22 protein-coding genes and 1 tRNA gene are annotated in these 26,739 nt (G+C 39.6%); 10 read left to right on the top strand and 13 right to left on the bottom strand.

All coding sequences use genetic code 11. The features are described from left to right. The 4 genes from ACST13_RS00955 to ACST13_RS00970 all read left to right on the top strand — a co-directional run bounded on the left by ACST13_RS00955 (position 1) and on the right by ACST13_RS00970 (position 4,798). A complete protein-coding gene (locus ACST13_RS00955) occupies positions 1 to 462 on the top strand; it encodes a (2Fe-2S)-binding protein (protein WP_459521348.1) in 462 nt (153 codons plus the stop codon). Beyond that, on the top strand, positions 459 to 2,543 hold the full coding sequence (locus tag ACST13_RS00960) for a xanthine dehydrogenase family protein molybdopterin-binding subunit (RefSeq protein WP_459521349.1): 2,085 nt from the start codon (positions 459 to 461) through the stop codon (positions 2,541 to 2,543). Before ACST13_RS00955 ends, ACST13_RS00960 begins: the two co-directional genes overlap by 4 nt. Continuing rightward, positions 2,544 to 3,563 carry an acyltransferase gene (locus tag ACST13_RS00965; protein WP_459521350.1) on the top strand — a complete coding sequence of 340 codons (1,020 nt, stop codon included), beginning with the start codon at positions 2,544 to 2,546 and terminating at the stop codon, positions 3,561 to 3,563. 107 nt (positions 3,564 to 3,670) lie between these two features. Then, positions 3,671 to 4,798 carry an AraC family transcriptional regulator gene (locus ACST13_RS00970; protein WP_459521351.1) on the top strand — a complete coding sequence of 376 codons (1,128 nt, stop codon included), beginning with the start codon at positions 3,671 to 3,673 and terminating at the stop codon, positions 4,796 to 4,798. A gap of 188 nt (positions 4,799 to 4,986) precedes the next feature. Here ACST13_RS00970 and ACST13_RS00975 read toward each other — a convergent pair whose 3' ends face one another. The 7 genes from ACST13_RS00975 to ACST13_RS01005 all read right to left on the bottom strand — a co-directional run bounded on the left by ACST13_RS00975 (position 4,987) and on the right by ACST13_RS01005 (position 13,658). Further along, complete coding sequence (locus tag ACST13_RS00975; protein ID WP_459521352.1) at positions 4,987 to 5,661, bottom strand: ABC transporter ATP-binding protein; 675 nt, start codon at positions 5,659 to 5,661, stop codon at positions 4,987 to 4,989. A gap of 1 nt (position 5,662) precedes the next feature. After that, positions 5,663 to 6,916, bottom strand: coding sequence for an ABC transporter permease (locus tag ACST13_RS00980; RefSeq protein WP_459521353.1), 1,254 nt, complete (start codon positions 6,914 to 6,916; stop codon positions 5,663 to 5,665). Next, positions 6,916 to 7,992: an efflux RND transporter periplasmic adaptor subunit gene (locus ACST13_RS00985; RefSeq protein WP_459521354.1), complete on the bottom strand. Its 1,077-nt coding sequence runs from the start codon at positions 7,990 to 7,992 to the stop codon at positions 6,916 to 6,918. The genes ACST13_RS00980 and ACST13_RS00985 overlap by 1 nt, the downstream gene beginning before the upstream one ends. A gap of 54 nt (positions 7,993 to 8,046) precedes the next feature. Further along, positions 8,047 to 8,724: a conjugal transfer protein TraF gene (traF, locus tag ACST13_RS00990; RefSeq protein WP_459521355.1), complete on the bottom strand. Its 678-nt coding sequence runs from the start codon at positions 8,722 to 8,724 to the stop codon at positions 8,047 to 8,049. A 6-nt stretch (positions 8,725 to 8,730) separates the two neighbouring features. After that, positions 8,731 to 9,387, bottom strand: coding sequence for a fibrobacter succinogenes major paralogous domain-containing protein (locus tag ACST13_RS00995; protein WP_459521356.1), 657 nt, complete (start codon positions 9,385 to 9,387; stop codon positions 8,731 to 8,733). A gap of 114 nt (positions 9,388 to 9,501) precedes the next feature. Beyond that, a complete protein-coding gene (locus ACST13_RS01000; protein WP_459521357.1) occupies positions 9,502 to 12,981 on the bottom strand; it encodes a hypothetical protein in 3,480 nt (1,159 codons plus the stop codon). A gap of 2 nt (positions 12,982 to 12,983) precedes the next feature. Next, a complete protein-coding gene (locus tag ACST13_RS01005) occupies positions 12,984 to 13,658 on the bottom strand; it encodes a hypothetical protein (protein ID WP_459521358.1) in 675 nt (224 codons plus the stop codon). Between the two features lie 266 nt (positions 13,659 to 13,924). Between ACST13_RS01005 and ACST13_RS01010 the strand changes: the two genes are divergently transcribed. Then, a complete protein-coding gene (locus tag ACST13_RS01010) occupies positions 13,925 to 14,623 on the top strand; it encodes a 6-phosphogluconolactonase (protein ID WP_459521359.1) in 699 nt (232 codons plus the stop codon). Here the strand turns inward: ACST13_RS01010 and ACST13_RS01015 are convergent. The 6 genes from ACST13_RS01015 to atpA form a co-directional block, all read right to left on the bottom strand. After that, complete coding sequence (locus ACST13_RS01015; protein ID WP_459521360.1) at positions 14,620 to 15,750, bottom strand: hypothetical protein; 1,131 nt, start codon at positions 15,748 to 15,750, stop codon at positions 14,620 to 14,622. The two genes, ACST13_RS01010 and ACST13_RS01015, sit on opposite strands and share 4 nt — an antisense overlap. A 442-nt stretch (positions 15,751 to 16,192) precedes the next feature. Further along, a tRNA-Arg gene (locus ACST13_RS01020) sits at positions 16,193 to 16,269 on the bottom strand. 24 nt (positions 16,270 to 16,293) lie between these two features. Next, positions 16,294 to 17,565, bottom strand: coding sequence for a GTPase HflX (gene hflX / locus ACST13_RS01025; protein ID WP_459521361.1), 1,272 nt, complete (start codon positions 17,563 to 17,565; stop codon positions 16,294 to 16,296). A 60-nt stretch (positions 17,566 to 17,625) separates the two neighbouring features. Next, on the bottom strand, positions 17,626 to 18,447 hold the full coding sequence (locus tag ACST13_RS01030) for a DUF2911 domain-containing protein (RefSeq protein ID WP_459521362.1): 822 nt from the start codon (positions 18,445 to 18,447) through the stop codon (positions 17,626 to 17,628). Positions 18,448 to 18,451: 4 nt separating this feature from the next. Beyond that, positions 18,452 to 19,330, bottom strand: coding sequence for an ATP synthase F1 subunit gamma (gene atpG / locus ACST13_RS01035; protein WP_459521363.1), 879 nt, complete (start codon positions 19,328 to 19,330; stop codon positions 18,452 to 18,454). A gap of 12 nt (positions 19,331 to 19,342) precedes the next feature. Then, the gene (gene atpA / locus ACST13_RS01040) at positions 19,343 to 20,923 is read right to left on the bottom strand and encodes a F0F1 ATP synthase subunit alpha (RefSeq protein ID WP_459521364.1); all 1,581 of its coding nucleotides are present in this window, start codon (positions 20,921 to 20,923) and stop codon (positions 19,343 to 19,345) included. 256 nt (positions 20,924 to 21,179) lie between these two features. Between atpA and ACST13_RS01045 the strand changes: the two genes are divergently transcribed. From ACST13_RS01045 to ACST13_RS01065, 5 genes are read left to right on the top strand one after another with little or no spacing between them, the layout of a single operon-like run. Continuing rightward, the gene (locus ACST13_RS01045) at positions 21,180 to 21,917 is read left to right on the top strand and encodes an FKBP-type peptidyl-prolyl cis-trans isomerase (protein ID WP_459521365.1); all 738 of its coding nucleotides are present in this window, start codon (positions 21,180 to 21,182) and stop codon (positions 21,915 to 21,917) included. 4 nt (positions 21,918 to 21,921) lie between these two features. Next, a complete protein-coding gene (locus ACST13_RS01050) occupies positions 21,922 to 24,024 on the top strand; it encodes a carboxy terminal-processing peptidase (protein ID WP_459521366.1) in 2,103 nt (700 codons plus the stop codon). Next, positions 24,024 to 24,824 carry an inositol monophosphatase family protein gene (locus ACST13_RS01055; protein WP_459521367.1) on the top strand — a complete coding sequence of 267 codons (801 nt, stop codon included), beginning with the start codon at positions 24,024 to 24,026 and terminating at the stop codon, positions 24,822 to 24,824. The genes ACST13_RS01050 and ACST13_RS01055 overlap by 1 nt, the downstream gene beginning before the upstream one ends. A 1-nt stretch (position 24,825) precedes the next feature. After that, the gene (locus ACST13_RS01060) at positions 24,826 to 24,990 is read left to right on the top strand and encodes a FeoB-associated Cys-rich membrane protein (RefSeq protein WP_459521368.1); all 165 of its coding nucleotides are present in this window, start codon (positions 24,826 to 24,828) and stop codon (positions 24,988 to 24,990) included. Then, entirely contained in the window at positions 24,977 to 26,728 is a 1,752-nt protein-coding gene (locus ACST13_RS01065) for an ABC transporter ATP-binding protein (protein WP_459521369.1), read from the top strand. The genes ACST13_RS01060 and ACST13_RS01065 overlap by 14 nt, the downstream gene beginning before the upstream one ends. Positions 26,729 to 26,739: the final 11 nt, after the last annotated feature.

Here is a 26,739-nt window from a genome sequence, read left to right on the forward strand (position 1 = left end):
ATGGCGATCAATTGCACAGTTAACAAGAAAAAGGTTTCTCTGGATATCGATCCTAACACGCCCTTATTATGGGCTTTGAGAGACCATCTGTCCTTATTAGGGACTAAATATGGTTGTGGTATCGCGCAATGCGGTGCTTGCACTGTTTGGGTAAATGGGGAACCTACGCGTTCGTGTGTTTTACCTATTTCAGCGGTATCCAATGCTCAAATCACGACGATAGAAGGATTAGATCCAGCTGGAAAGCATCCCGTACAAGTTGCTTGGGACGAATTAGATGTACCACAATGTGGGTATTGCCAAGCTGGCCAAATCATGACAGCCGCCGGTTTACTAAAAAAGAATCCACATCCGTCAGATCAAGAAATTGTGGATGGAATGTCAGGAAATATTTGCCGCTGCGGGACCTATCACCGAATTCAAGAAGCCGTTAAACTAGCCTCTAAAAAAATAAAGAAATGAAAACTTCCAGAAGAGATTTTATACAAAAAACCGCCCTTTTTACAGGTGTATTTACCTTAGGTTTTGATTGGTTTTCAGCGGACGCCTCTGCAATGGAGGTCGTTGCTTCAGCTGGACGATTTAATGCCTTTTTATCAATTGATAGCTTAGGTAAAATCACGTTGTTTTCACCTAATCCAGAAATTGGACAGGGTATTAAAACAGCTTTTCCTGTGGTGGTGGCAGAAGAATTAGATGTCGATTGGTCGCAAGTTCAAGTAGAGCAGGCCAATCTAGACACTAAACTATTTGAACGTCAATTAACTGGAGGAAGCGGAGCCTTGAAGCACTCTTGGGAGCGTTTAAGAAAGGCGGGAGCAACCGTGAGGAAAATGATGATGCAAGCCGCTGCCGATCAATGGAAGGTAGATGTTAATTCTTGTAAAACCTCGAAAGGGGTAGTTTTAGGGCCTTCAGGCCAAAAAGCAACTTATGGCTCTTTAGCAGAGGCAGCTTCTAAATTACCTATTCCTGCGGAGGTCTCGTTTAAAGATCGCAAGGATTATAAAATTATTGGTACGCGGGTAAAAGGCGTAGATAATAAAAATGTCGTTACGGGTAAGCCCCTTTTTGGTATTGATATTAGAAAACCAGGGATGGTATTTGCACAAATCATTCGACCACCTTTTGGAGCAACGTTAAAATCATTTTCAGCTGAAGATGTGAAGAAAATGCCAGGCATACTTGATGTAGTTTCATTCAAAAATAAAGTGGCTATTGTAGGTTCATCCACTTATGAAATCTTGCAGGCTCGCGCTAGCTTGACGTGTGATTACGGCTCAGATGGGCCTCTTGAAAGCAATAGTACGCATGCAAAGTGGTTTGATGAAGGAATGAAATCCGACAAGGCTCAGGTGATGCGTAAAGACGGCGATTTTGCCGCTGCTTTAGCTAAGGCAGTAAAAGTAGTAGAGGCGACATATGAATGCCCCTTTATTTCACATAGCCCCATGGAACCGATGAATTTCTTTGCTGATGTAAAGAAGGATTCAGCTTTATTAGCTGGCCCCACACAGGTTCCTCAACCCGCTCAAAAAGCGGTATCTGATCTTTTGAAAATTCCGGTTGATAAAATTCAACTAGAAATTTCCAAAATGGGTGGAGGATTTGGTCGTCGCCTAAATAATGACTTTGTGCTAGAAGCTGCTGAATTATCTAGTATTATTCAGAAGCCTGTTTTAGTTATGTGGACGAGAGAAGATGACATGTCAGGAGGAATTTATCGCCCAGCAGCTCGCTACCATTTTAAAGCAGGTATAGATGCTAATGGGGAGATAACAGCCTTTTATTTACGTGGAGTAGGATTGAATGCAGGTAATTCGACTCGCCAGGATAATTTCCCAGTGGGGGCTATCGAAAATGTGTTGATTGAATCTTTTGACCAAAAATCTGCCGTGACAACCGGACCATGGCGCGCACCTATTACCAATTTCTTAGGTTTTGCAGAACAAGCCTTCTTAGATGAAGTGGCAGAAGCAGCTGGAAAAGATCCAGTACAAATGCGTCTACAACTTTTGGCAAAAGTTATATCCAACCCGGTAGGAAAAATCACCTATGAGCCTGCTCGGTTCGAAGAAGTGATTAAACGAGTGGCTGAAAAAGCACAGTGGAAGAAGAAACCAGGCGTGCATCAAGGCTTTAGTGTGTATTATTCTCACCTCTCGTATGTTGCCCAAATTGCAGAAGTCAAAGTAGAGAATAGTAAACCTAAAGTGACGAAAGTAACCGCTGTGACTGACTGCGGTGAAGTAATCAATTTAAGTGGCGCCGAAAATCAAGTAAAAGGCGCTATAATAGATGGTATGGGTCATGCTTTGTACGCTAAATTGAATTTTCAAGCAGGAGTTGCCAGTCCTCAAAATTTCAACGCGTATCGCCTGATCAGAGGAAATGAAGTGCCAGTAATTGATGCTCATTTTGTGAATAATGGTATTGCGCCTACTGGATTAGGTGAGCCAGCTTTGCCACCTACGGGTGGCTCCATTGCGAATGCTATTTATGCAGCTACTAAAAAGCGCCATTACAAACAGCCATTCAGCTAAATGAAAATAAGTTGGCTAGATAATCTTCGGGTAAATGCGACCATCGGTGTGATTTTAATTCATGCCTCGGCGACGATTTTGTTTCGTTTTACTAAAGTTCCAGCGGATTATTGGTGGATAGCCAATCTGTACAATGGAGGTTATCGCTATGTAGTGCCTATTTTTGTGATGTTATCCGGCGCCTTACTTTTGCCTCGAGAGGAAGCCATTGGGGCTTTTTTGAAAAAAAGTTTTATGCGGATAGTGCTGCCGTTCCTGTTTTACAATTTGATTTTTTCCCTCTTTAATTGGCAAGTTCGATTACGCGGGAAGGCCTTTGGCTTTTCTGATGGATTAGCTTGGTTAGGGGAACAGTATTTCCATGGGGCATCTTACCATTTTTGGTATATCTACATGATTATAGGAATCTATTTATTTATTCCTATCATCGGGAGGTGGATTAGATCTGCTCCGGAGACTCATATTCAGTATTTTTTAGGCATTTGGGGGCTGACGATTTTGTTTAATAATTCTCATTTTCCCTATTTGAAATTGCCGATTGCATTGACAGATTTCACAGGATATGTAGGTTATCTCGTTTTAGGCTATTACTTAAGCACGAAGGAGTTTACATCAGAGGTGAAATGGAAGGCATTGGCAATTTTTCTATTCGGTACGCTATGGACGATGGTCGGTTCTTATTATTTCACCGCGGAGAGTGGTAAATTTTACGGATTATTATATGCCAATTTTTCGCCTAGTGTGGTTTTGGCTTCAGCAGGTTTGTTTTTGTTTTTCAGGTACCAAAACCTTGATATTCCTTTCCTTTCTCCTTTTCGGGATTGGGTAAGTTCTCACAGTTACGGCATTTATTTACTGCATATACTGGTTCTTTTTTATTTAGCTAAAGCAGGCATATACGGTGAAATGCTACACCCAAGCATTGGTGTACCATTAACTGCATTTACTTGCCTTGTCATCTCTGGCGGAATCGTGTGGTTATTGCGTAAAATCCCACTGATTAAATACGTGGCGGGTTGATTTATTGTGGGGGTATTGTTGTACATTCGTTAGAATACCTGTAACCACTCATACCTAACCATTTAATGCAAGAAATTTATAAGTTTGGACATAGCCTCGCTGTGTTCATGAGCTTTTTCATAATCCTGCTTTTACTGTTAAAATCCTCTGGCCTTTTCTTTAAGAGTCCGAAGCGTTTCCTTTTTTTCTATTTCCTGATTTTCGGATTATTTACCCTACTTCATTATTGTTTATTTGTTGACTTTCACCTCGAAATCGTAGCTGTCTTATTCGGGAATTTTGATGCGTTTTTCTATTTGCTATATCCTCTTGCCTATTTCTATGTTCGTGGGATGCTTAAAGAAAATTCCACGTTAAAGATAAAAGACCTATTCCACTTCATTCCATTTCTGATTCAGCTTTTGGATATGCTACCCTATTCATTAACGTCTTTCGCGCATAAAATAATGATAGCGGAATTAGTGAAATTTGACATTCATGAATTGGTTAAGCAACAGCTTGGTTTTTTCTTTAGTGCTCGTTTTCATTTTTATTTGAAATTAATTTTAAGCAGTGGATATATTTTTTTCAGCAGCCAAATGTACCTGCGCTTTCGCCCTAAAAATGAGAGCAGTTTCATCCTTCAATATTGGATTCCAGGTTTTCTCTTTTTGCAGGTATTTTTAGTTATTTTCTTAACCTATTTCTTTTTAATTCTGCCTAGTGGGAATCATTTTAAATTAAACTACCAAGGAAATACGTCATGGAATTATGTGGGTCTAGGTTCTTATTTAGTACTATCCCTTAGTGTATTCTATTTCCCCGAATTCCTATATGCTCCTTATATCAATGCTGAACGGGAGGCGAAATTAAAAATACCTAATTACGAATTGTCTCCTGATAAAATCATTGAAATTGAGACTAAATTAGATCTCTATCTAGAGGAGTTTAAGCCCTTTTTAAAAGCGTCTTTTTCATTAGCTCAATTATCTGCAGCTTTGGATATACCAGTGCACCATTTTAATTTCTATTTCAGAAAGACCCATCAGACAAATTTTTTAGAGCAGCGCATGCGTTGGCGAATTCAACATGCGCAAGAATTAATTGATGTGGGCAAAGATAAGATTATCACCTTAGAAGCGATTGGTTTAGAATCTGGATTTCAATCAAGGACAACCTTTTTCGTAAACTTCAAAGAATTAGTAGGGGAGTCGCCCTCTGCTTATGCTGAACGAAAAAATAAATTTCCAACCTGATTTCCAGCTTTTTGACAGTTGTTTGTTCGGATTTTCGAAAATGGAACATACACTTGGATTTATATTCCATTCCTCTTTCTTTATTTCCTACTATTGTTAAAGCGAGTTTGATACCGCCTAACCACTAGGAATAATAATAGAACAGATGAATGCAGGGAGCGAGGGTTTATAACCCTTTGCTCCTTTTTTTATTTGATATGTCCGTCCTCCATCTCGATAATTCGAGTAGTTCTAGCAGCGAACTCATTATCATGCGTTACGATCAATAATGTTTGCTTATACTCTTCCGCTAATTCTTGGAAGATATTAAATACGATTTCTGAATTCTTTTTGTCTAGGTTTCCAGTTGGCTCGTCTCCCATAATTAATAAGGGATCATTGATAAGCGCGCGGGCGATGGCTACCCGTTGCTTTTGCCCACCAGATAATTGATTCGGATCTTTCAACGCTTCCTTCTCAATGCCTAAAATCTTCAATTTTTCGTAGGCTCGATGTTCGATTTCTTTTTCTGAATATTTACCCAGTTTTAATCCGGGGAGCATCACATTTTTTAGTACAGAGAATTCATTAAGTAAATAATGGAACTGAAATACAAATCCTATTTTTTCGTTTCGAACAATAGCTAGATCACCTTCCTTTTTATCCCGCATTGATTGTCCATCAATCATTAAATCTCCTTCATAATCTGTATCCATCGTTGAAAGGATATAGAGTAAAGTAGATTTACCGCAACCAGATCGACCGATTACAGAAACAAACTCACTTTGATTAAGTTGGAAGCTGACTTTATCTAATATTTTTACCGTCACGGGATCGTGAAAGTATTTCGTTATTTCTTTTGCTTCTAATACAATCTTGCTCATCTTATTTTCCTCTAATAATGATGACAGGATCTATTCCGCTCGCTTTTCTTGAAGGAAAGAATCCAGCAAAATAGGTTGTAATAATTGCAAAAGTTCCACCTATCAAATAGAATTTTGGATTATAATTAATGGGGTAGGTTTTAATTGTAGGAAGTGATTCTGTATTAAATGGAATTTGATCGATGATCGATGATAAACTAAAGCCCATTAATAGACCCATTAGGCCTCCAAAAATTCCAATACTCAAAGCAATGGATAGGAAAATTTTATTCACATCATTACCCGAAAATCCAACCGCTTTCAATATGGCAATAGAATCCATTTTTTCGTAAATCATCATATTGAGAATATTGTATATTCCGAATCCTGCCACTAATAAAAGTGTAATACCCACGGCATAGGAGATGAGTGTTCTGACAGAGCTGCCAGTTTCAAATTGTGAATTTGCGGATTGAATATCCACGGCATTTAATTCGTACACTTTTCGATACTCTTTAGCCACTTCAGAAGCCCAAAGAATGTCTTTCAGCTTCACTTGTATATCTGTTATGTAGTTACTGGGTTTACCGACTAATTTTTGAGTTGTTGTTAAAGAGCAATAGCTCTGCACATTATCAAATTCTTGAATGCCAGATTGAAAAATACCCACCACTCGAAGCGCGACTATTTCCCCTTTACTAGTGGTGACTTGAATGACATCACCTATGTTTGCCATCATTTTTGTTGCTACGCCTTTACCAAGAATAATACTGTTAGGGATATTTTTTAGGTCTATATAATTCCCGGCGGTGACATAATCACTAAAATGAAATAGTCGATTTTCTTCGACTGGATCTATCCCCAATATAGCTCCTGTCAAATCAACAGCTCCTACATTATAAAATACTTGTGCATTGATTTTAGGCGCGACACCTAAAACACGTTTATCTTTTTGGAGGGAAGCAATGATCGTCTTACTATTATTGATACCTAATAATTCATTTTTAGGTTTAATAGAGGAGACGAAATTATGTCCCTTAGAGTTAACATAATCCGCTGGCTGGGTTTCTGAAATTTTAATTTCCTTATAAATACGTATGTGAGCCGTTCTATTTGTAATCAAGCCATCTAACATGTCATTTAACCCAGACATGAAGCTTAGAACCGTAATAAACATGGTTATACTGATGGTCACGCCTATAGCCGCGACAAGCGTTTGTTTCCATCTAGCAATCAGTAGAGATAAGGCGACCTGATAGACGAGTTTAAACTTCATTATTTCGGCTTTACGATTTCATCTTTCGCTTGAAGGCCGGACAGAATCTCTGCTTTTTGGAAATCTTTTAATCCAATTTTTACAATTCTCTCTTCACCGCTAGCTAGAATCACGATTGAATCATTTTTCAGGTAATTTCTCGGAATTAAGAGTGCATTGTCTTTTTTACTTATCATGATATTAGCTTCCAAATTGATGTTCGGAAATAATTTAGGAGGTGCCTTGATGAATTTAGCCTCTACTAAAAACGTTTTGCTTCGTTCATTCATTATTTCAGAAATCTTAGCTACTTCCGCCTCAAATACTTGTTTTTTATAACTGTCCAGTGTAATCAATACTATTTGTCCTTTTTGAACTCTTAAAATATCATTTTCATCCACCTGTAATTCTAAAATAAAGTCTCTGTAGTTTCCGATTACAGCAATAGGGGTTTGAGGATTGACTATTTCCCCTTTTGATTTTAACAGACTATAAACTATTCCATTCGTTTTAGATTTCAGGGTAAAATCTTGTGCTAGATTCGAAGAGATTTGCAAGTTTTTCTTCGCTTGAGAGGAACTAAATTCAAGTACTCGTTTTAAATCTCTATACTTCTGAATGGAAGATAAATAGTTGGCCTTGGATGTTTTATAGGCTAATTCTTTTAGCTCTAAATCCACTTTAGTCCCAATTTGTTGGTCCCATAGATTTTTTTGACGAAAATAGAGTGAAGAGTCAACATGTAATTTATTCTTAGCCGTTTCAATTAGCAGTTTAGCGTCATCTAATTTTCCTTGATTAGCAGAATAATCATTAAAATTAACGGCTAAGGCTGCATTTTCAGTGCCGAAACGTTGAGTTTCATTTGTAATAGTTAACAGTGGTGTACCTATGTGCACTGAATCCCCCTCTTGAACTAAAAGCTCATTAATAATACCGTTCACCGTTACGAAAGCTTGGTATTGATCTGAAGTTTTTAAGACCCCTGATGCATAAATAGATTCAGTGATGGGGCCTAGGGCAGGAAAGCTAGTTTCTTGTTTGTTTTCACATGAAATAAGAAGGATTCCTAAAGCAAAAAGTACTACATGTTTCATGATTGTAAATTAGCCAAAAAAGAGATATATCAGAATGATAAAAGTCATTTTATTCTAAAATAGAAGTTCGAATTCTTTTATTTCAGACAGATTTTCTGGAATGGCTCTAATTTGTTTACTTTTTGTGTTGACTAAATACAGGCTAGGGGTGGAGAATACCCCATAGTCTTTTCTGATTTTTGCATCGGCTTTTAGTAAGGTCCAAAACTCAGGAAAATGCCAAGGGTTCATTTCGTCATCTATCTGCAACGCAATCACAGGCAGTTTTATTTTTTCTGAATAATGGATTAAATCAATGAGTAATTCGGTGCAATGAAAGCAGGATGGGCTGTAAAATAAAAGTAAAAAGTATTCTTGATCTGGTTGATACGTACTTAATTGAAAATCGTCTATCCTGATTTCTGGTACTTTTTCTCCTATTTGTAAGGTTCGAATCTTTTCAATTTGAGCATTGATTTTATCCTTCAGTTTCGCGGGACAAGTAGGATCCATGCTGAATTCTTCTAGCTTTTCGATCCACTGATTTTTGCCTGAAGAGGCTATTTTTAGGTAATAAAAATCAACAGCCTCTCCATAGGAAATGGAGGATTTTGTTTTTAATTCTCTGATTAGAATAATAACGCTATCAATTGAAATATTCTTAGCTTTAGGGTTTTCAAAAACAGGAAATGATTCGGTCGATTTTTGCGCTGATAGTACGAAAGAGAGAAGGAGATAAAGGATAATTTTCATGTCCATTTAATCTCGAATACAACGAACCGAAAATCCTGCATCCTTATCATTGTTTGTAATTTGATTATAAGTCTGCGTGGTTTGAATAGTTAGTGCTTTTGCGTAATTAACATCACTATAATTGGTGCTCCAATAGGTGAAAAAAGTTCCTCTGCTCGTTAATAGGCCACTTCCTTGCATGAGGTATCCAGCAGCGTGCATTTTTAGCGCACCCGCATAAGCTTGCGCCCTCAAATTTGTGTTATTTACGTTTGTCCATTCCGTTACGGTCGGAATTCTCCAGCCAGTGCCTAGTTCAATTGTATAGGGATCAGTCGTAGCTTTCCAATTTATGGTTTCTGTATTTGAGTTCGTTGTAGGGAAAGCAGGAGATGTGGACGTTCCATTATTTTTATAGCCTCTTTTCTTATTGAATTGCCAATACCATCCGGCTGAAGCTTCCGTAGCATCGGTCTCAGATGTAGCTTGATTTGCAGAACCTAAGTTTTGGGTAATCCAGCATTTTTCTGACCCACTGAGTGATGATTTAACCGTTCCGTAGGTTATGGTTTTATTTTCTGCGGCCACCCCATTTGCTGCTACATGTACTATGGTAAGTGTATTTCCACAAATAAATGTGTATGTTTTTTTTCCAAACCGCTCTAAACCTTTACCGCTACCCATTTTTCCACTAAAATCTATATAAAGAGTAGGATTCGTATTCCTAAAACCAGATTTAGTCAATTGAGAAAACTCAAAAACGGAATAAAAAGAAGAAAGAATAAAATTCTCATCGCTTTAGTAGAAGTAATCAATTTGAACACGATCTCCTGCAATTAACGCATAGGCCTCATTATTTGCAGGAACGTAGGTGAATGTTGTTCCCGAAAGACTAAAAGCTGTCTTTGGTATTCTAACTCCATTTATATAGAGTTTTAGAAGGGAAGTGCTCGATTTAGTTTGAGTTAAGTTAAATACTGTTTGGCCTACCGTTGCGGCATACTCATCTGATACATCCCTTACTAAACTATAGTCTGTGCCGATTACGGCAGCCGTCATGGCTAATGATCCATTGCCTTTTAGGATTCCCGTTAAGGTCGAAAACCCTGTTCCTCCATTAGCCACGGCTAAGGTTCCTGTAACACCTGATGATAAGGGCAATCCGGTTAAATTAGTGGCTAATCCAGAGGCAGGAGTTCCTAGCACTGGCGCTGTTAAGGTAGGAGAGGTTAAGGTTTTATTTGTCATTGTCTCAATACCAGTAAAACTAACTTTCAAGTTTAAGGCAGTCTGTGTTTCTGTACTTATTGGTTTTAATAAATCCGTTGTATTGTCAACATTTCCAAGACCGACCATTGTTTTCGAGATCCCTGACACCGTCCCCGTGAAAGTAGGGGAAGCAATAGGCGCTTTTAAATTCATATCGGTGATATCCGCTTTTAAGGCAACATCAGTTGAATTTGCTTTTAAATTCAGAGCGGTAATGGTCGCTTTTAAATCAAGCGCTGCTTGAGTTGCCGTACTAATGGGTTTCAATAAATCCGTTGTATTATCTGCATTTCCAAGACCGACCATTGTTTTCGAGATTCCAGAAACCGTGCCTGTGAAAGTAGGGGAGTCGATCGGTGCCTTTAAAGCTAAAGAAGTATTACTTGCTTTCGTATCTAAGGCAGTTTGAGTAGCGGAACTGATGGGTTTATTCGCATCGCTCGTGTTATTGACATTCCCTAAACCTACTTTAGTTGGGCTGATTCCGGAGGCAACTTTAGCATCGGTAATAGCAGCGCTAGCAATTTCAGGACTCGTCGCCGTTCCAGTTAAATCACCTGCTAATCTAATTTTTCCAGTCAAAAGAGTGGTGGCATCTAGCGTTTTTGAGTCATCAACATAAGCCTTGTTAGCCGCATCTGTGGATAAACTAGGTTGATCAGTTAACGTGATATTCTTTCCCGTTGGAAAAATTAAATTTCCTTGGAGAGTACTGCCCGCTAATTGCACATATCGAGCATCTGTGGTGCCTATATTATTTGTAATCTCATTCCAACTAGTACTTACAAAAATAAAGGTACGTCCATTATTGGAGCCAGTGGGGTCGCCGGACACGATAAAAATATCCCCTTCTACCGGTGTACTACTGGTAGTAAATGTTCCAGCATTATATAACCCTGTATAATTTCGTCCAAGTGAAATAGCAATCTCTCCGGCAGCATTAGGCGATACGCCGTTCACTTTTTTAACGGTGCCTTTCAAGTTTAAGGCAGTTTGGGTGGCCGTACTGATCGGCTTATTTGCATCTGTGGTATTGTTTACATTGCCTAAGCCCACCATTGTTGCTGTTATTCCGCTTACGGTTCCTGTGAAGGTTGGCGATAAAATAGGTGCCTTTAGTGCTAAACTAGTACTTACATCCGAGGCATTGGCCTTTAGGTCTAAAGCTGTTTGAGTAGCTGAACTAATGGGTTTATTCGCGTCACTTGTATTATTGACATTAGCAAGACCCACCATTGTTCCATTGATACCTGAAACAATACCCGTGAAAGTGGGGGATGCAATCGCTGCTTTTAAATTCAAATCAGTATTGTCTGCTTTTAAGGCGAGATCGGTGGAATTTGCTTTTAGATTAAGAGCTGAAATAGACGCTTTAAAATCTAGTGCTGTTTGTGTAACTGTGCTGATTGGTTTAGAAAGATCAGCGGTGTTATTTATAAAGCCTAGTCCTACCATCGCTGCGCTAATACCAGAAACAGTACCTGTAAAAGTGGGAGAGGCGATGGGTGCTTTTAAATTTAAATCCGTCAGGTTCGCTTTCAACGCAAGATCACTTGTGTTCGCTTTCAGGTTCACTGAAGCAATGCTAGCCTTTAAATCTAGGGCAGTTTGTGTAGCAGCGCTGATGGGTTTCGCGGCATCAGACGTATTATCTACATTAGCTAATCCCACCTTAGAAGCGCTGATTCCAGAGGTAATTTTGGTATTTGTGATAACTCCTACTGCAATTTCAGGACTTGCTGCGGTTCCTGTTAAGTCACCTGAAAGTCTAATTTTACCATTGATTAATGAAGTTGCATCCAATGTCTTTGCTGCATCCACATAGTCTTTATTCGCCGCATCAGTGGAAGAGGTAGGTAAGTCAGTGAGCGTTACTTTTTTACCAGAAGGGAAAATTAAATTGCCTTGCATCGTATTACCTGCTAATTGTACATACCTCGCATCAGTCGTACCGATATTGTTTGTTATTTCATTCCAAACCGTATCAATATTGATAAATGTTCGACCATTATTAGCCCCATCTGGATCAGCAGATACAATGAAAATATCCCCATCCACAGGAGTCGCTTTAGTTATAAAAACTCCCGCATTATACACTCCTGTGTAATTTTTACCTAGCGTAATCGTGACCTCTCCATTAGCGTCAGGCGAAATACCATTGACTTTTTTAACGGTTCCTTTTAGGTCCAAAGCCGTTTGAGTGGCTGTGCTGATTGGTTTCGTTAAATCAGAGGTATTGTTTACCTGCCCTAGTCCCACTTTTGCCGGATTAATGCCAAATGCAATTTTTTGATCTACCACACTTGAATCTTTTAATTTCGAACTTTGAATCGCCCCATTTAAGATCTTTTCAGGCGTTATGGCGTTTGCTTTAATTAGCGGTGCTATAGCATCACCAGCCAAGTCCCCTGAAAGTTTTATTTTACCAGGTAAAATAGCGGATGCCAAAGGAACATCATTTAGTATAATTTGGTCAATTTGATTTTTGATTTCTAATCGAAGCGTGGCTAAATCCGTTTGATTCAAAAGACCAGCATCGTTCTGGAAATAGGATAATTTAGTAGGCGTCCCCTTTACATTTCGGTAATCAACAGACTTTGCATAGAGCGCATAAGGGCTATATAGGAGTGTCGAGCGACTAATTTCAATGAAACTACTGGCCGAAGCGAATTTAACCTCTACCTGAAGTGTTTTTAGTGTATCATTCCATGAAATTTCATCAAACGATTTCGGGGTAATTTTTAGTCCTTTCCCGATAATGACGTTAATTAAACCATATGCAACCGTTTGAGTAGTTTGGGTCTCTTGGTAATTGAGTTGAGATCCTGTTAAAAGGCTAAATTTTAATTGAATAGCTGCTTGGGCCAGTGCCTGACCACTAAAGTTATTTCCCGGCATCGAAATAGGATTGGGGTCTAGAATTACGGCTTGGTAATTAATGCCTGTTTTTTGGCCAAAAGAATAAAGGGAAATCCCTATAAATAGGATAGTATAGATGAATTTATTCATGGCTATTTAAGGGGAGAATATTGTATGCCAAATCCGAATGACATCGGATTTATCGCGAAATCGCTACCATCTTGTTGGATACTATTTAGCTGCCAAGAATTGGAGATGTAGGCAAAAAGGGCCGTTTGGGAATTCACTTGTTTCGCTAGTTTCACTTCGCCTCCTAATTGGAAAATGATACGATCAAATTGCTTGTTTGCTTGTAAGTTAAATACTTGATTCCCCATTTTTTGGGATCCTACTAGTAATTTTTGTACTTGAACCAGACTTCTATACTGGAGACTTAATCCGCGGCCTAATCTTGATTTCATACCAATTCCTAGCTGGAGTCCCGCATAAGTAGAGGAATAAGAGAAGGGGATATTTTGAGTTTCCCCCAATGAATTAAATTGGTTAATTGCTAAGCCAATTTGGTAATCTAATTTTCGTAAAAAATGGCTAGGTGTTTTAGCGGAATCAATTAATCGATTTGATCGTTGAACGGAAAGATGCAAACCTGCATCTGGTTGAAAGGAATTTTGTGCTATCCCAGATGGGCTTATGTAGTTGAAATTGGAGGAATTAATTCCCATCTGGTAATTCCAATCTTGAGCCGAAATAGTAAACGAACTCAAAATTGAAATTAGGCAGAAAAGTAGAAACGTAAATAGTGGGGTTAGGTATTTTATTGTAAGCATGTTTTAGTGGTAGTACATTCTTTGGAATGCCTCAGCAATTTACGTAAACGGTTTTTAAATGAATGGTGTACAAATTATTAACTAACTGATTAATAGCTATTAATGTCTTTTTGTGAGTATATAGAGCGAATTGGGGCAATGTTAAAATGTTAAATTATCAGTAAACTGATAATCTCATTTTTCGATTAGGATAAGCTATTAATTAATTACATGATCCTAAAAATGTTCTATTTTTTATTTGGTATATTGCCACCTAAATTATTAAAATGAAAATTACCTATTTAGAGAATTATGCCGCTTTAAGTGAAAAGGCAGCTCATTTTATTGCATCTGAAGTGCAGGAAAATCCTACTTTATTATTTTGTGCCGCCACTGGAGGAAGTCCTACAGGAATGTATGCTGAAATGACTAAGGATAAAGCAATTTATGCGCAAATGCGTGTTATTAAGATGGATGAATGGGGTATTATCCCCTTAAGTCACCCTGATTCTTGTGAATCTTATCTAATCAAACACTTGTTAGGACCACTAGAAATAGCTGACGAAAGATACACGACTTTCGATACGGCACCCGAATTAGTGGAAGCTGAATGTGCACGTTTAAGCCAATTTATCAAGGCGAAAGGACCTTTCGATATTTGTATTTTGGGCCTAGGAAAAAATGGTCATATAGCTTTTAATGAACCAGCATCAAGTTTAAATCCGGATTTCCATAAAGCGGTGTTAGCCGAATCTACGATAGCGCATGACCCAGCTCTTTCTCAAGGTTCAGAGCCAGCCTATGGGCTTTGTGTAGGAATGGAAGGCATTATGCAATCAAAGAAAATTATCTTTTTAGTTACAGGAAAAGGAAAGCAAGATGCGGTTAAACGTATAATGGAGCGTAAAATTGGTACGGATTGCCCTGCTTCGTTTTTATGGATGCACCCTAATGTGGAATGCTTAATTGATTCGTCTGCGATTTAATCCTTAAAGGGATGGCGTTGTATCCAATTTGTAGTAGGCTCTAATAAGGGGAAAATAAAGGATAGGTTCATGTGAATCAGCGAATTAGAATGACGCATAAATCCATTTAATTGTACGGGATTGGCGCCAATTGAGCTCTTGATTTCGAGTGCAGTTCTACCTAAAATGATACGTTCAAAACCTTGCGAAATGCCGCAGTCAATAAGGTCGTATAGCATATTAAGATAAAGCATTTTCTCTCGTTGAATCGAGTCATCATAGCCTAAAAAATAGGTTTCTAATTCTTTGCCGTGGCGAATAATGGTGGTGAAACCAACAAGCTCATTTTCTAGATAGTATCCGCGTAGAATAAAGTCATCTCCGAGCTGTTTTTTAAAGTTCGAAAAATGCATTTTGGGTAATATGAACGTATTAAATGGGGCGCTAGAAGCAACGTGTAAGTACAAAGAATAGATTGTTTCTTCGTTCTGTACTATTTCCTCAAAACTCAACTCTTGATTACGAATCGTGCTCCCTTTTTTACGGCATCGTTTGTATTGATCTCGGTATTTTTTCGTCAAATCCGCTATATAATCTTCTTCTTTTTTCCAATGAGATCGAATCTCGAAAATCATATTTGGTTGAGAACTAAAAGGGAAATCAGACGTAAATGCAGGCGTTTGGAAGGGTTTTGTTTGAGTTTCAGTGAAGTCTTTGAAAATAGTTAAGTGAGGTTTTTTAGGCCAGTCGTCGCAAATTTCCTTTAATTTTTCCAAAACCTTTTCTTCATTAGCTGAAGGTAAACAGGCGTAGGCGTTTTGGCCACTTAACATATTATTTCCTACAATAAGCAATTTGGAGGCGAACTGGCGAAATAAGAAATTTCTAAGCGCAGTTAAAACGATATTATCTCTTTCTCCAAAACTCGTCAACATGGCTAAATCAATCTCCTGAAATAAAGCAGTCGCTATTAATTTATCGTCTGAAAATATGCCCACAAATGTGCAAGACATATTAATGGGTGACGATTTTTCCAAAATAGCTAAGTAATCACTTTGCAAGAAAATACATGATTCTGATACCTGATCCCACGATTCGGGAAGTTGTTCAGTGCTAGTATAAAGTTGATGAATATAAGGCTGATTCAAGTAATATAATTCAAGTTTAAATTAAACACCGTTTGTATGAGAATTGTTCCGATGTAAAGAATAAAGCATAAAGCACAAAGAATAAAGTAGAGTATAGATTGCTTATTGGTAAATGGTGAATGGTAAATGGTAAAACATTCCTTCCGGACTAAGCCGAAGGCGACTAAACGACGCAGTCGTGACTGAATCGCGAAGCGATGACTGCCAATAGGCTCCGGACTCATTCCCTCCATACTGACTACTGTTTACTGTCTTGTGGCCCCGCCGGGAATCGAGTCGAGCGCGACCCCGGCCGTCTCTAGCGTTTAGAAGGTGCGCTCTTCTGCTTCCCTCTGGGTGGCCCCGCCGGGAATCGAGTCGAGCGCGACCCCCGCCGGGAATCGAGTCGAGCGCGACCCCGGCCGTCTCTAGCGTTTAGAAGGTGCGCTCTTCTGCTTCCCTCTGGGTGGCCCCGCCGGGAATCGAACCCGGATCTAGCGTTTAGGAAACGCCTATTCTATCCGTTGAACTACAGCGCCAATCTCTACTCTCTACTCTCTACTCTTACTCTGGAGTATACCCATCATTATGACCCATCAAGTGATTTCCTTCTAACCAGTTAGGAAAAATCTGCTGGTGTTTGTCCTTTATCATATCCATAATTGTCTCGCGAAGTTCCGCTAAATTACTGCGCTTTTCTGCCGAAATGAATACCGTTTTAGGGGTATTGGTTTTCCAGTGTGTGTTCTTTAAAAATGCAGTCACTCGGTCCATCTTACTCAATTGCGGCTCGCCGTCTATTCCGACTTCAGATCCTTCGAAGAAAATATCTTCCACAGGGAAGAGATCGATTTTGTTGAATACAAGAATGGACGGTTTGTCACCTACACCCATTTCGTTTAAAATTCCTTGAACGACTTCGATTTGTTCCTCAAAATTAGGGTGAGAAATATCCACCACGTGTAATAAGACATCCGCTTCGCGCACCTCATCTAGAGTTGATTTAAAGGACTCGATCAATAGGGTAGGGAGCTTACGAATGAAACCTACGGTGTCTGTCAATAAAAATGGGAGGTTATCCCAAACTACCTTGCGAACCGTAGAATCCACCGTTGCAAACAATTTATTTTCAGCGAAAACATCCACTTTAGCTAATTTCTGCATCAGTGTCGATTTACCCACGTTCGTATATCCCACAAGCGAAATACGAACCATTCGGTCCCGGTTCTTCCGCTGTGTCGAAGATTGTTTGTCGATGTTTTCTAATTTATCTTTTAAAAAGGAAATGCGGTCATTGGCAATCCGACGATCCGTCTCCAATTCTTTTTCACCTGGCCCACGCATACCCACACCACCGCGTTGCTTGGAAAGGTGCGACCACATCCGCGTTAATCGTGGTAACATGTATTGATATTGCGCTAGTTCAACTTGGGTTTTGGCCTGAATTGTTTTAGCACGCTGAGCAAATATGTTAAGAATCAATAAACTACGATCTAGCACCTTCATCTCTTTGCCTAAGAGTGAGATTTCATATTCGATGTTACGGACTTGTGATGGACTTAAATCATCATCAAAAATGAGCATATCCACATCTTTCGCGATTAGATAAGCAATAATCTCTTCTAATTTCCCCTTTCCCACGTAGGTGCGGTTATCAGGTTTAGCTAAGTTTTGTGTGAAACTTGCTAAGGTCAATACACCTGATGTTGAGGCTAAAAAGGCTAACTCCGCTAAATATTCTGACGTTTGCGCCGCATTTTGTTTCTGCGTCGTAACAGCAACGAGTACTGCTGTCTCTTTTTCTTCTCCCGTACTAAATCCGTTTTCTTCCTTCATATCTGATGCTAAAAAAAGCCCTCCTGTTAAGAAAGGCTTTTTTTGCGAATATAGTTCAATTTATAAGCTTTGAATCAATTTCATGTTCAACGTAACATAATCATCATTTTTTCCTTCTTTGGCTAGGGCGATTGATTTCTCAGCACTTGCTTTGGCACCTACTTTGTCACCCAATTTCGCTTGAATTTTGGCTTGTAAATGCAAAACCCAATACGCAGAGGGATTTGATTCTGAAGCTTTGCCTACCCATTCCAATGCCTTTTTCAAATCACGTCCAGTTTCAAAATAAAAAGAGGCAGATTCAAAATAAGGTCTTGTATCAGCAGCCATCGCCTTTTCAATGGATGTTGCAATTTTCGAATCAATCTCCGTTTCTATTGGAATAGAAACGCTTACTTTCTCCCAGGATAGGACTAAATCCAATTTATTTGAAATCACATTCGCAAACTGAATCGAAAATGATTCAACGGATTGAGTTAATGTGGTCACAGCCAGCTTTACTTTCAATACATCTTCTTCTGGTTTGTAATTAAACACCCCATTAGTGCCTTTATTGAAGATAATTTCCCATGAAAATTGAGAGGGTATTGTCATTAATTGGTAGGTTCCCGCTTTAAGCGTTTGGCCAGCAATTTTCACATCTTCTCCCACCGTAATACTAGTGGGTGAATTAGCCCCAGTACGCCATAATTTCCCAAAAGGAACCACATCTCCAAATATTTTTCGTCCTTTAATCACAGGGCGAGAATATTTGACCTCCACAGAGGATAAAGAAAAATCTTGTTTAATGCTTTGAGCAGGGCTTGGCGAAGGCATTTTAAGCCCTTGGGCAAATGTGCTGCTAGCAATTGCCCAGAAAAGTAAGAAAAATAGCTTTTTCATTTTATTATGCGCTTAACGCTTCTGCACCCCCTACGATCTCTAAAATTTCCTTCGTAATGGCTGCTTGACGTGAACGGTTATATTCTAATTTTAATGCTTTAATTAATTCACCCGCATTTTCTGTCGCTTTATCCATTGCTGTCATACGAGCACCATGTTCAGATGAATTGGACTCTAATAAGGCGCGGAAAATGGACAATTTAATAGACTTTGGAATTAATTCAGAAATAATTTCTTCTTCTGTCGGCTCAAAAATATAATCTACTGAGCTAGCTTTTTCACCTGTTTCTGAGGCTACCAATGGAAGTAATTGTTCTGTTTGAATAAATTGTGTGGCCACATTCTTCGAAAAGTTGAAGAGGATTTCCACTACATCATATTGCTTTTCAGTAAATGACTTTAATACGGCTTCACCGATTTCACGTACGTTAGAGAAGTTCAAACGAGTGAAAATGTCGGTATGCGCATCGTTCACTTTATAACCACGACGAGCTAAATATTCTGCTCCTTTTTTGCCCAAAGATAAAACCTCCACATTTCCCTTTGCTTGTAGATGCGCATATTTCTCTTGAACTAAAGCCATGGTCGCTTTTCCTACGTTCGCATTAAAAGCGCCGCAAAGTCCACGATCCGAAGTAACGACAATGATTAAGGCATTTTTGATCTCGCGCACTTCAGTGAAAGGATTCTCCGCTCCGGCTTCTGACTGAGCAGAAACTGTCGCAATCATTTCAGCTAATTTCTTAGCGTAAGGACGCATTTGGTGTATCGCATCCTGAGCACGACGCAACTTCGCTGCCGAAACCATTTTCATGGCTTTGGTAATTTGCTGCGTCGAGTTGACGGATACAATTCTATTTCTTACTTCTTTTAAGGAAGCCATAGTCTGTTAATTTTATGCTTTGTATTTAGCTGCTACTTCATTACCCACACGCTTTAACGTGGCAGTTAATGTATCATCGTATTTACCTTGACCAAGAGCTTCTAAAGTAGCCTTTTCTGTCGCACGTAATACTTGAATGTAATCTTGTTCGAATTCACGAACTTTTTCTACAGGTACGTTATCTAAATTACCTGTTGTAGCTAAATAAATCATCGCAACTTGCTCTTCTACACGTTGTGGCGCGAATTGAGGTTGCTTTAACATCTCTAAGTTACGACGACCACGGTCAATCGTTAATTTAGTAGAGGCATCTAGATCTGATCCGAATTTAGAGAAAGCCTCTAATTCACGGAATTGTGCTTGATCTAATTTAAGCGTACCCGCTACCTTCTTCATGGACTTAATCTGTGCATTACCACCCACACGTGATACCGAAATACCTACGTTAATGGCTGGACGAATACCTGCGTTGAATAAGTTTGTTTCTAAGAAGATTTGACCATCTGTGATGGAAATTACGTTCGTAGGAATATAAGCAGAAACGTCACCCGCTTGAGTTTCGATGATCGGAAGAGCTGTTAAGCTACCGCCACCTTTCACTAAGTGCTTGATCGACTCTGGTAAATCATTCATGCTACGCGCAATCTCGTCTGAACTGTTGATCTTCGCCGCACGCTCTAGTAAACGAGAGTGAAGGTAGAAAACGTCCCCTGGATACGCCTCGCGTCCTGGTGGACGACGTAGTAATAAGGAAACCTCTCGGTAGGCAACTGCTTGCTTCGATAAGTCATCATAAACCACTAAAGCTGGACGACCTGTATCGCGGAAGAATTCACCGATGGCTGCACCCGTAAATGGAGCGTAGAATTGCATCGGTGCAGGATCTCCAGCAGAAGCTGAAACTACAACCGTATAATCCATCGCGCCAGCCTTACGAAGCGTTTGCTCGATTTGCTTTACGGTAGATGCTTTTTGACCAATGGCTACGTAGATACAAAATACCGGCTCGCCTTTATCATAAAATTCTTTTTGATTAATAATCGTATCGATACAAACCGCAGTTTTGCCCGTTTGACGATCACCAATTACTAGCTCACGTTGTCCACGACCTACGGGGATCATCGCATCGATCGCTTTGATACCTGATTGTAATGGTTCAGTAACGGGTTGACGGAAGATTACCCCTGGAGCTTTACGCTCTAATGGCATCTCGTATAATTCACCTGCGATAGGACCGTTTCCGTCGATAGGCTCACCTAAAGTGTTCACTACACGACCTAAAATACCATCCCCTACTTTAACTGAGGCGATAAGGTTGGTTCTTTTTACGGTATCACCCTCCTTTACAGAGCTAGAATCCCCTAATAATACAGCACCTACATTATCCTCCTCTAAGTTCAAGGCTAAAGCTTTCAGACCGTTTTCAAAAACGATCAACTCACCTGCTTGTACGTTCGATAGGCCATAAATACGTGCCACACCATCACCCACTTGGAGTACGGTACCTACTTCTTCTAATTCTGCGACAGTCTTAGCTTGGGATAATTGCTCCCTTAAAATTGCTGAAACTTCGTCTGGTCTTACTGATGCCATATAAACTGGAGGGGTTTAATGATATTTATACTGATTTCTACTAATTTATTTTGAATCAAATTTCGGGTGCAAAATTAGCTACGAAATTTGAATAATCCCATGATTTAACAAAATAAAAGTCGATAATCATAAGACTTTTTAAAGAATTGAATTTGGGTGACTAAAGGACGCTAGTTAAATGCTCTTAAAATTCTTGAAAAAAAGCCAATTTTGCTTATCTTCGAATCTTTGATTAGAAATTAAATTAACAATGAATATGAAAATTAAATTACTCGCCATTCTATCTTGTTTCGTGTCTTTAACCTCTATCGCTCAGACTAAGCCGAAAACCAAACCTAAATTGACAGTCTCCGTTACGAAAGTCCCTGTAAAGGAATTTTCGAATCAAGTAGATTCCGTTTCCTATGCCGTAGGGGTATTAGTGGCACAAAATTTTAAGTCCCAAAAAGTGACTTTACATCCAGCGATGGTGGCTAAAGGTTTTGAAGCTGCCACGCAAGGGGGTACTTTAAAATTGACTGAGCAACAATGCCAAAGCATCGTTCAAGCCTACATGATGAAAAATCAAGAAGCTCAAGCATTAGAGCAATCTAAAGAGTTTTTGCCTAACAAGGAGGCTGGAGAAAAGTTTTTGGCAGGTAATAAAAAGAAAGATTCCATCATCGTAACTGAATCGGGTTTACAATATAAAATCATCAAATTAGGCACGGGTCCTAAGCCGGTGGCGACGGACAAAGTAAAAACGCATTACCATGGAACATTAATTGATGGTCAGGTGTTTGATTCATCAGTACAACGTGGAGAACCTATCTCATTTCCAGTGAATGGGGTAATTCCTGGCTGGGTTGAAGCATTACAATTAATGCCAGTGGGTTCGAAATTTAAATTATTCATCCCGCAGAATTTAGCTTATGGCGTTCGTGGAGGTGGTCAAGCAATCAAACCTTACTCTGCTTTGGTTTTCGAAGTAGAGTTATTAGAGATCGAAAAATAAAACTATGAAGAAGATACTTCCTATTTTCATCCCACTTTCCTTGTTGGTTGTCTGGTTTATGCATGGTTCCGATTTGCAGAGTCAGGTCATCTACCAGGACGGTGATTTACAGCCATCCGCTTTACAACGTAAAGTCGAAAGTAAGGTATTCGAGATTTTGAGCAATTACCATTATCGTAAGATTCCGGTGAATGATTCGTTGTCTTCGAAGATTTTTGACGCTTATATCAAGCAATTAGACCCGAATAAGGTGTTCTTTTTAGCGGAGGATATGAAGGAATTAGAAAAGTATCGCTTTACGATTGATGAAGCACTTAATTTGGGCGATTTAACCTCCGCTTTTCAGATTTATAATACGTATCAAAAGCGCATGAAGGCGCGTTATGTATTCATCAATGCACAATTAGATAAGCCGACAGATTTTACAATTGACGAAACCTATCAGCCTAATCGGGAGAAAGCTATTTGGTCTAAATCGGAAGCGGAATTGGATGATTTTTGGCGAAAAGATTTGAAGCGTCAATTATTGGATTGGAAAATTGGTGGAAAAGCGGATACAACGTCTGTTCGGGAATTAAAGGAGCGTTATAAGCGTACCGAAAAATACATGGCGAAGACGAAGTCGGAGGATGTTTTCCAAGTTTTCATGAACGCCTACACGGAAAGTATAGATCCACATACGACCTATATGATTCCGAAAGCAGCGGAGGAATTCAATAAGGATATGTCCCAAAGCTTCGAAGGAATCGGCGCGACACTTCGTTTAGACGGCGATTATGTGAGTATCGTGGACCTTGTTCCTGGAGGTCCCGCTTACCGTAGCAAGCAAGTTAATCCGAAAGACCGCATCGTAGGTGTAGCCCAAGGAGATGAAGGTAAATTCGTGGATATCATCGGTTGGTTTACAGATGACGCAGTTAAGTTAATTAGAGGGGCTAAAGGGACAGTTGTTCGTTTAAAAATCTTACCTGGTTCGGGTGTAACAGGTTCGCCTACCACGGAAGTACGTATTGTACGTGAGAAGATTAAATTAGAAGAGCAGACGGCTAAGAAGGAGATATTGTTCCAAAAGCAAGGAGATAAAACGCTCAAAATAGGTTTAATTACTATTCCCATGTTTTACCGTGATTTCGAAGGCGCGCGTAATAACGAAGCCGGATTTAAATCGACTTCAGCCGATGTACGTAAGTTCTTAGGGGAGTTTAAAAAAGAAGGAATCGATGCCTTATTAATTGATTTACGTAATAATGGGGGAGGCTCCCTAATAGAAGCGGTTGATTTAACTGGTTTATTTATTACGTCTGGACCAGTGGTTCAACGTAAAGAATCTACCGGCCAAATCACGCAGGAAAATGATGAAAACACTGATTTAGTATACGATGGCCCTATGGCTGTTTTGATCAATCGTTTTTCAGCTTCGGCCTCTGAAATTTTCGCGGGTGCGATTCAAGATTACCAACGTGGTATCATCGTAGGGGAGCAATCGTATGGAAAAGGAACCGTACAGAGTGTGTTAGACTTAAGTCGTTTTGTACGTTCTGAAAAAGAAAATCCAGGTGTATTAAAAATTACGTTGGAGAAATTCTACCGGATTACGGGAAGCTCTACCCAACATAAAGGGGTTAGCCCTGATTTTGCTTTACCCTCTGCCTTTTCGGCAGAAGAGTTTGGAGAGAGTTCTCAGCCAAGTGCTTTGCCTTGGGATATGATTCGTTCGACTACTTTTACGAAAACGGGTAAAGTGAATCCTGCTGCAGTTAAACAATTGCAATTGGCCTTCCAAACACGCCTTAAGTTGAAACCTGAATTATTGAAATTGAAAGACGATTTACAGCGTTGGAAGAAGTTGAAAGAAACGAATTTGATTGCCTTGAATTACGATAAGCGCAAGAAAGAATTAGATGATCAAAAGAAAAAGCCAGATGAAACAGAAGCTGTTATGGCTACGATGGCTGGATCAGAATCGCTAGATGCGGATGGAAAGAAAGTGGAGTCGAAAGAAAAAGATAAGCATGCGAAGGATACGTATTTAAAGGAGACACAGCAGATTTTGGCGGATTGGTTAAAAGGACCTGTCGCGCCTGTAAAAGCGGTGGCGAAAAAATAATGAAGCCTCTCGTTGACATTTTAGAAGAATCCTCCGTCCTGGTGAAAGAAACAGGGCAATGGATTCTACAACAGTCGACTCAGTTTAGTAGCTCCGACATTATTTATAAAGGGACAAACGATTTAGTTTCTTTTGTGGATCAACAAGCGGAAGCTAAATTAAAGCAGGGACTTTCTCAGATTTTTCCGGAGGCAGGATTTATTGCAGAGGAAACATCTTCGAATTATGAGGACGTAGGGGATGGCTTTTATTGGGTTATCGATCCTTTAGATGGCACGACTAATTTCTTGCATAAATTACCTGTTTTTGCGGTTTCAGTCGGATTGATTTTGAATAAACAACCCATTCTAGGTTTAATCTATGAGCCTAATCGGGATGAATTGTTCACGGCAGCTAAGGGTCATGGAGCTCACCTGAATGGTTCCCCTATTCGAGTTTCGCCAGAAAATTCGCTCTCAAAATCCTTATTAGCTACGGGATTTCCGTATTACGATTTTTCGTATCAAGACCGATATCTAGAATTATTAAAGGAACTAATGCGTTCATCCCATGGTTTAAGACGGATGGGTGCGGCGGCCATTGATTTGGCCTATACGGCTTGCGGGCGTTTTGAAGGCTTCTTTGAGGCAAATTTGAAGCCTTGGGACGTAGCTGCCGGAAAAATTATTATCGAAGAAGCAGGAGGAATGGTGACTAACTTCTCAGGAGGTCAAAATGTCATTTTTTCTGGAGAAATTATTGGAGCAGGCCCAATCTTTGCCGAATTTTTAGGAACTTTGCAGTCAAAGTGGTTTGATTAACATGGAAAACGTCATCATCTTTCTCGTATTTGCTGCAGCACTAGTTTATCTGGTGCGGTTAGTGTACAACCAGTTTTGGGGTAAGAATGCCGGGAATTGTGCCAAAGGCTGCGGAACGTGTGCGGCTTCCTCCACTATCGATAAAATGAACAGTGAAAGAAGTTAATTCAGCCAAAATAATCGATTTTCACATCATTAAACGTTTGTATGGCTTTATTCAGCCTTATCGATTTCGTTTTTGGTTTCTAGTCTTTTTAATTCTCTGCATGGCTGGTATTTCACCAGTCGTCCCCCTGTTAATTCGCTATACCTTAGATCATTATTTAGGTCTGACCTTTCAGTCCGATTTGTTTCGCATGCTGGGCTGGATGCTTGGCGCCCTTCTTTTGCAAACTTTCTTACAGTTTTCAACGTCCTATTTGGCTGGATATCTAGGCCAAACCGTCATTCGTGACATTCGAATTCAATTATATGAAAAGATTGTCAACCTGCGCTTAGCATTTTTTGACGCGACACCCATTGGTCGATTAGTGACTCGAACGGTCTCTGATATTGAAACTTTAAATGATGTATTTTCAGAAGGATTAGCCTCCATTGCAGGTGATTTATTGCAATTGTTTCTCATCCTAGGGGTGATGTTCTATGCGGATTGGCGTTTGACCTTGATAATACTAGTCACCGTTCCGTTCATGGTCTTTTCTACCTATGTGTTTAAGGAATACATTAAGAAGTCTTTTAATGAGGTGAGGACGGCTGTGGCAAACTTGAATTCTTTCGTTCAAGAGCATATTTCAGGCATGTTAATCGTCCAAATGTTCCATGCCGAAAAGCAGGAATTGGCTAAATTTAATCGGATTAACGAGGAGCATCGGGATGCCAATATTAGAGGTATTTTTGCGTATTCAGTCTTTTTTCCGGTGGCGGACGTTATCGCGGCGATAGGAACAGGGCTCGTCGTTTGGGCGGCATCGACTTATATTGTGAAGGAAGAAATGGGAGTGGGCACCTTGACCGCTTTCATCATGTTTATCAACCTTTTTTATCGCCCTATTCGCATGCTAGCGGATCGATTCAATACCCTTCAAATGGGAATTGTATCCACCGAACGTATTTTAACTCTGTTGGATTCGACCGATTATATTCAAAATAATGGCACGATTCAGGCAGATCAGATTCAAGGGAAAATTGAGTTTTCCGATGTGACGTTTGCTTATCAAGAGCCTGAGTGGGTAGTTAGAAAGGTGAGTTTTACTGTTGAAGCCGGTAAAACGTGTGCGATTGTAGGGGCTACAGGTGCAGGAAAATCATCCATAATTGGATTATTAGGTCGTTTATATGATTGCCAAAGCGGGGAAATCAAAATCGACGGTGTCCCTTTAACCTCCTATGAAATCGGATCTTTACGTAAAAATATAGCCGTTGTATTACAGGATGTCTTCCTGTTCAGCTCTTCAGTCGCTTATAATATTCATTTAGGGGATGAATCCATCACCTACGATAAAATGGTCGAAGCGGCTAAAGCGGTAGGTGTACATGATTTTATCCTCTCTTTACCTGGAGGTTATGCGTATGAGGTCAAAGAACGTGGTGCAACCCTGAGTGTTGGGCAAAGGCAGTTGATTTCGTTTGTTCGTGCTTTGGTCCATAATCCTAAAATTATTGTTTTAGATGAGGCCACTTCCTCTGTGGATTCGGAGACGGAGGTTCTAATTCAACAAGCGATTTCTACCTTAATGAAAGGGCGAACCGCGGTGGTGATTGCGCATCGATTATCTACTATTCGTAATTCGGATCAAATATTAGTCATGGACAAAGGAGAAATTAAGGAGCGGGGGACGCAGGAAGAATTATTAGCTTTGGATGGTTTATATGCGCAACTCTATCATCTACAATTCAGAAAATAAACTTATCTTTG

The organism is Aquirufa sp. A-Brett2-W8 (genome assembly GCF_054558755.1).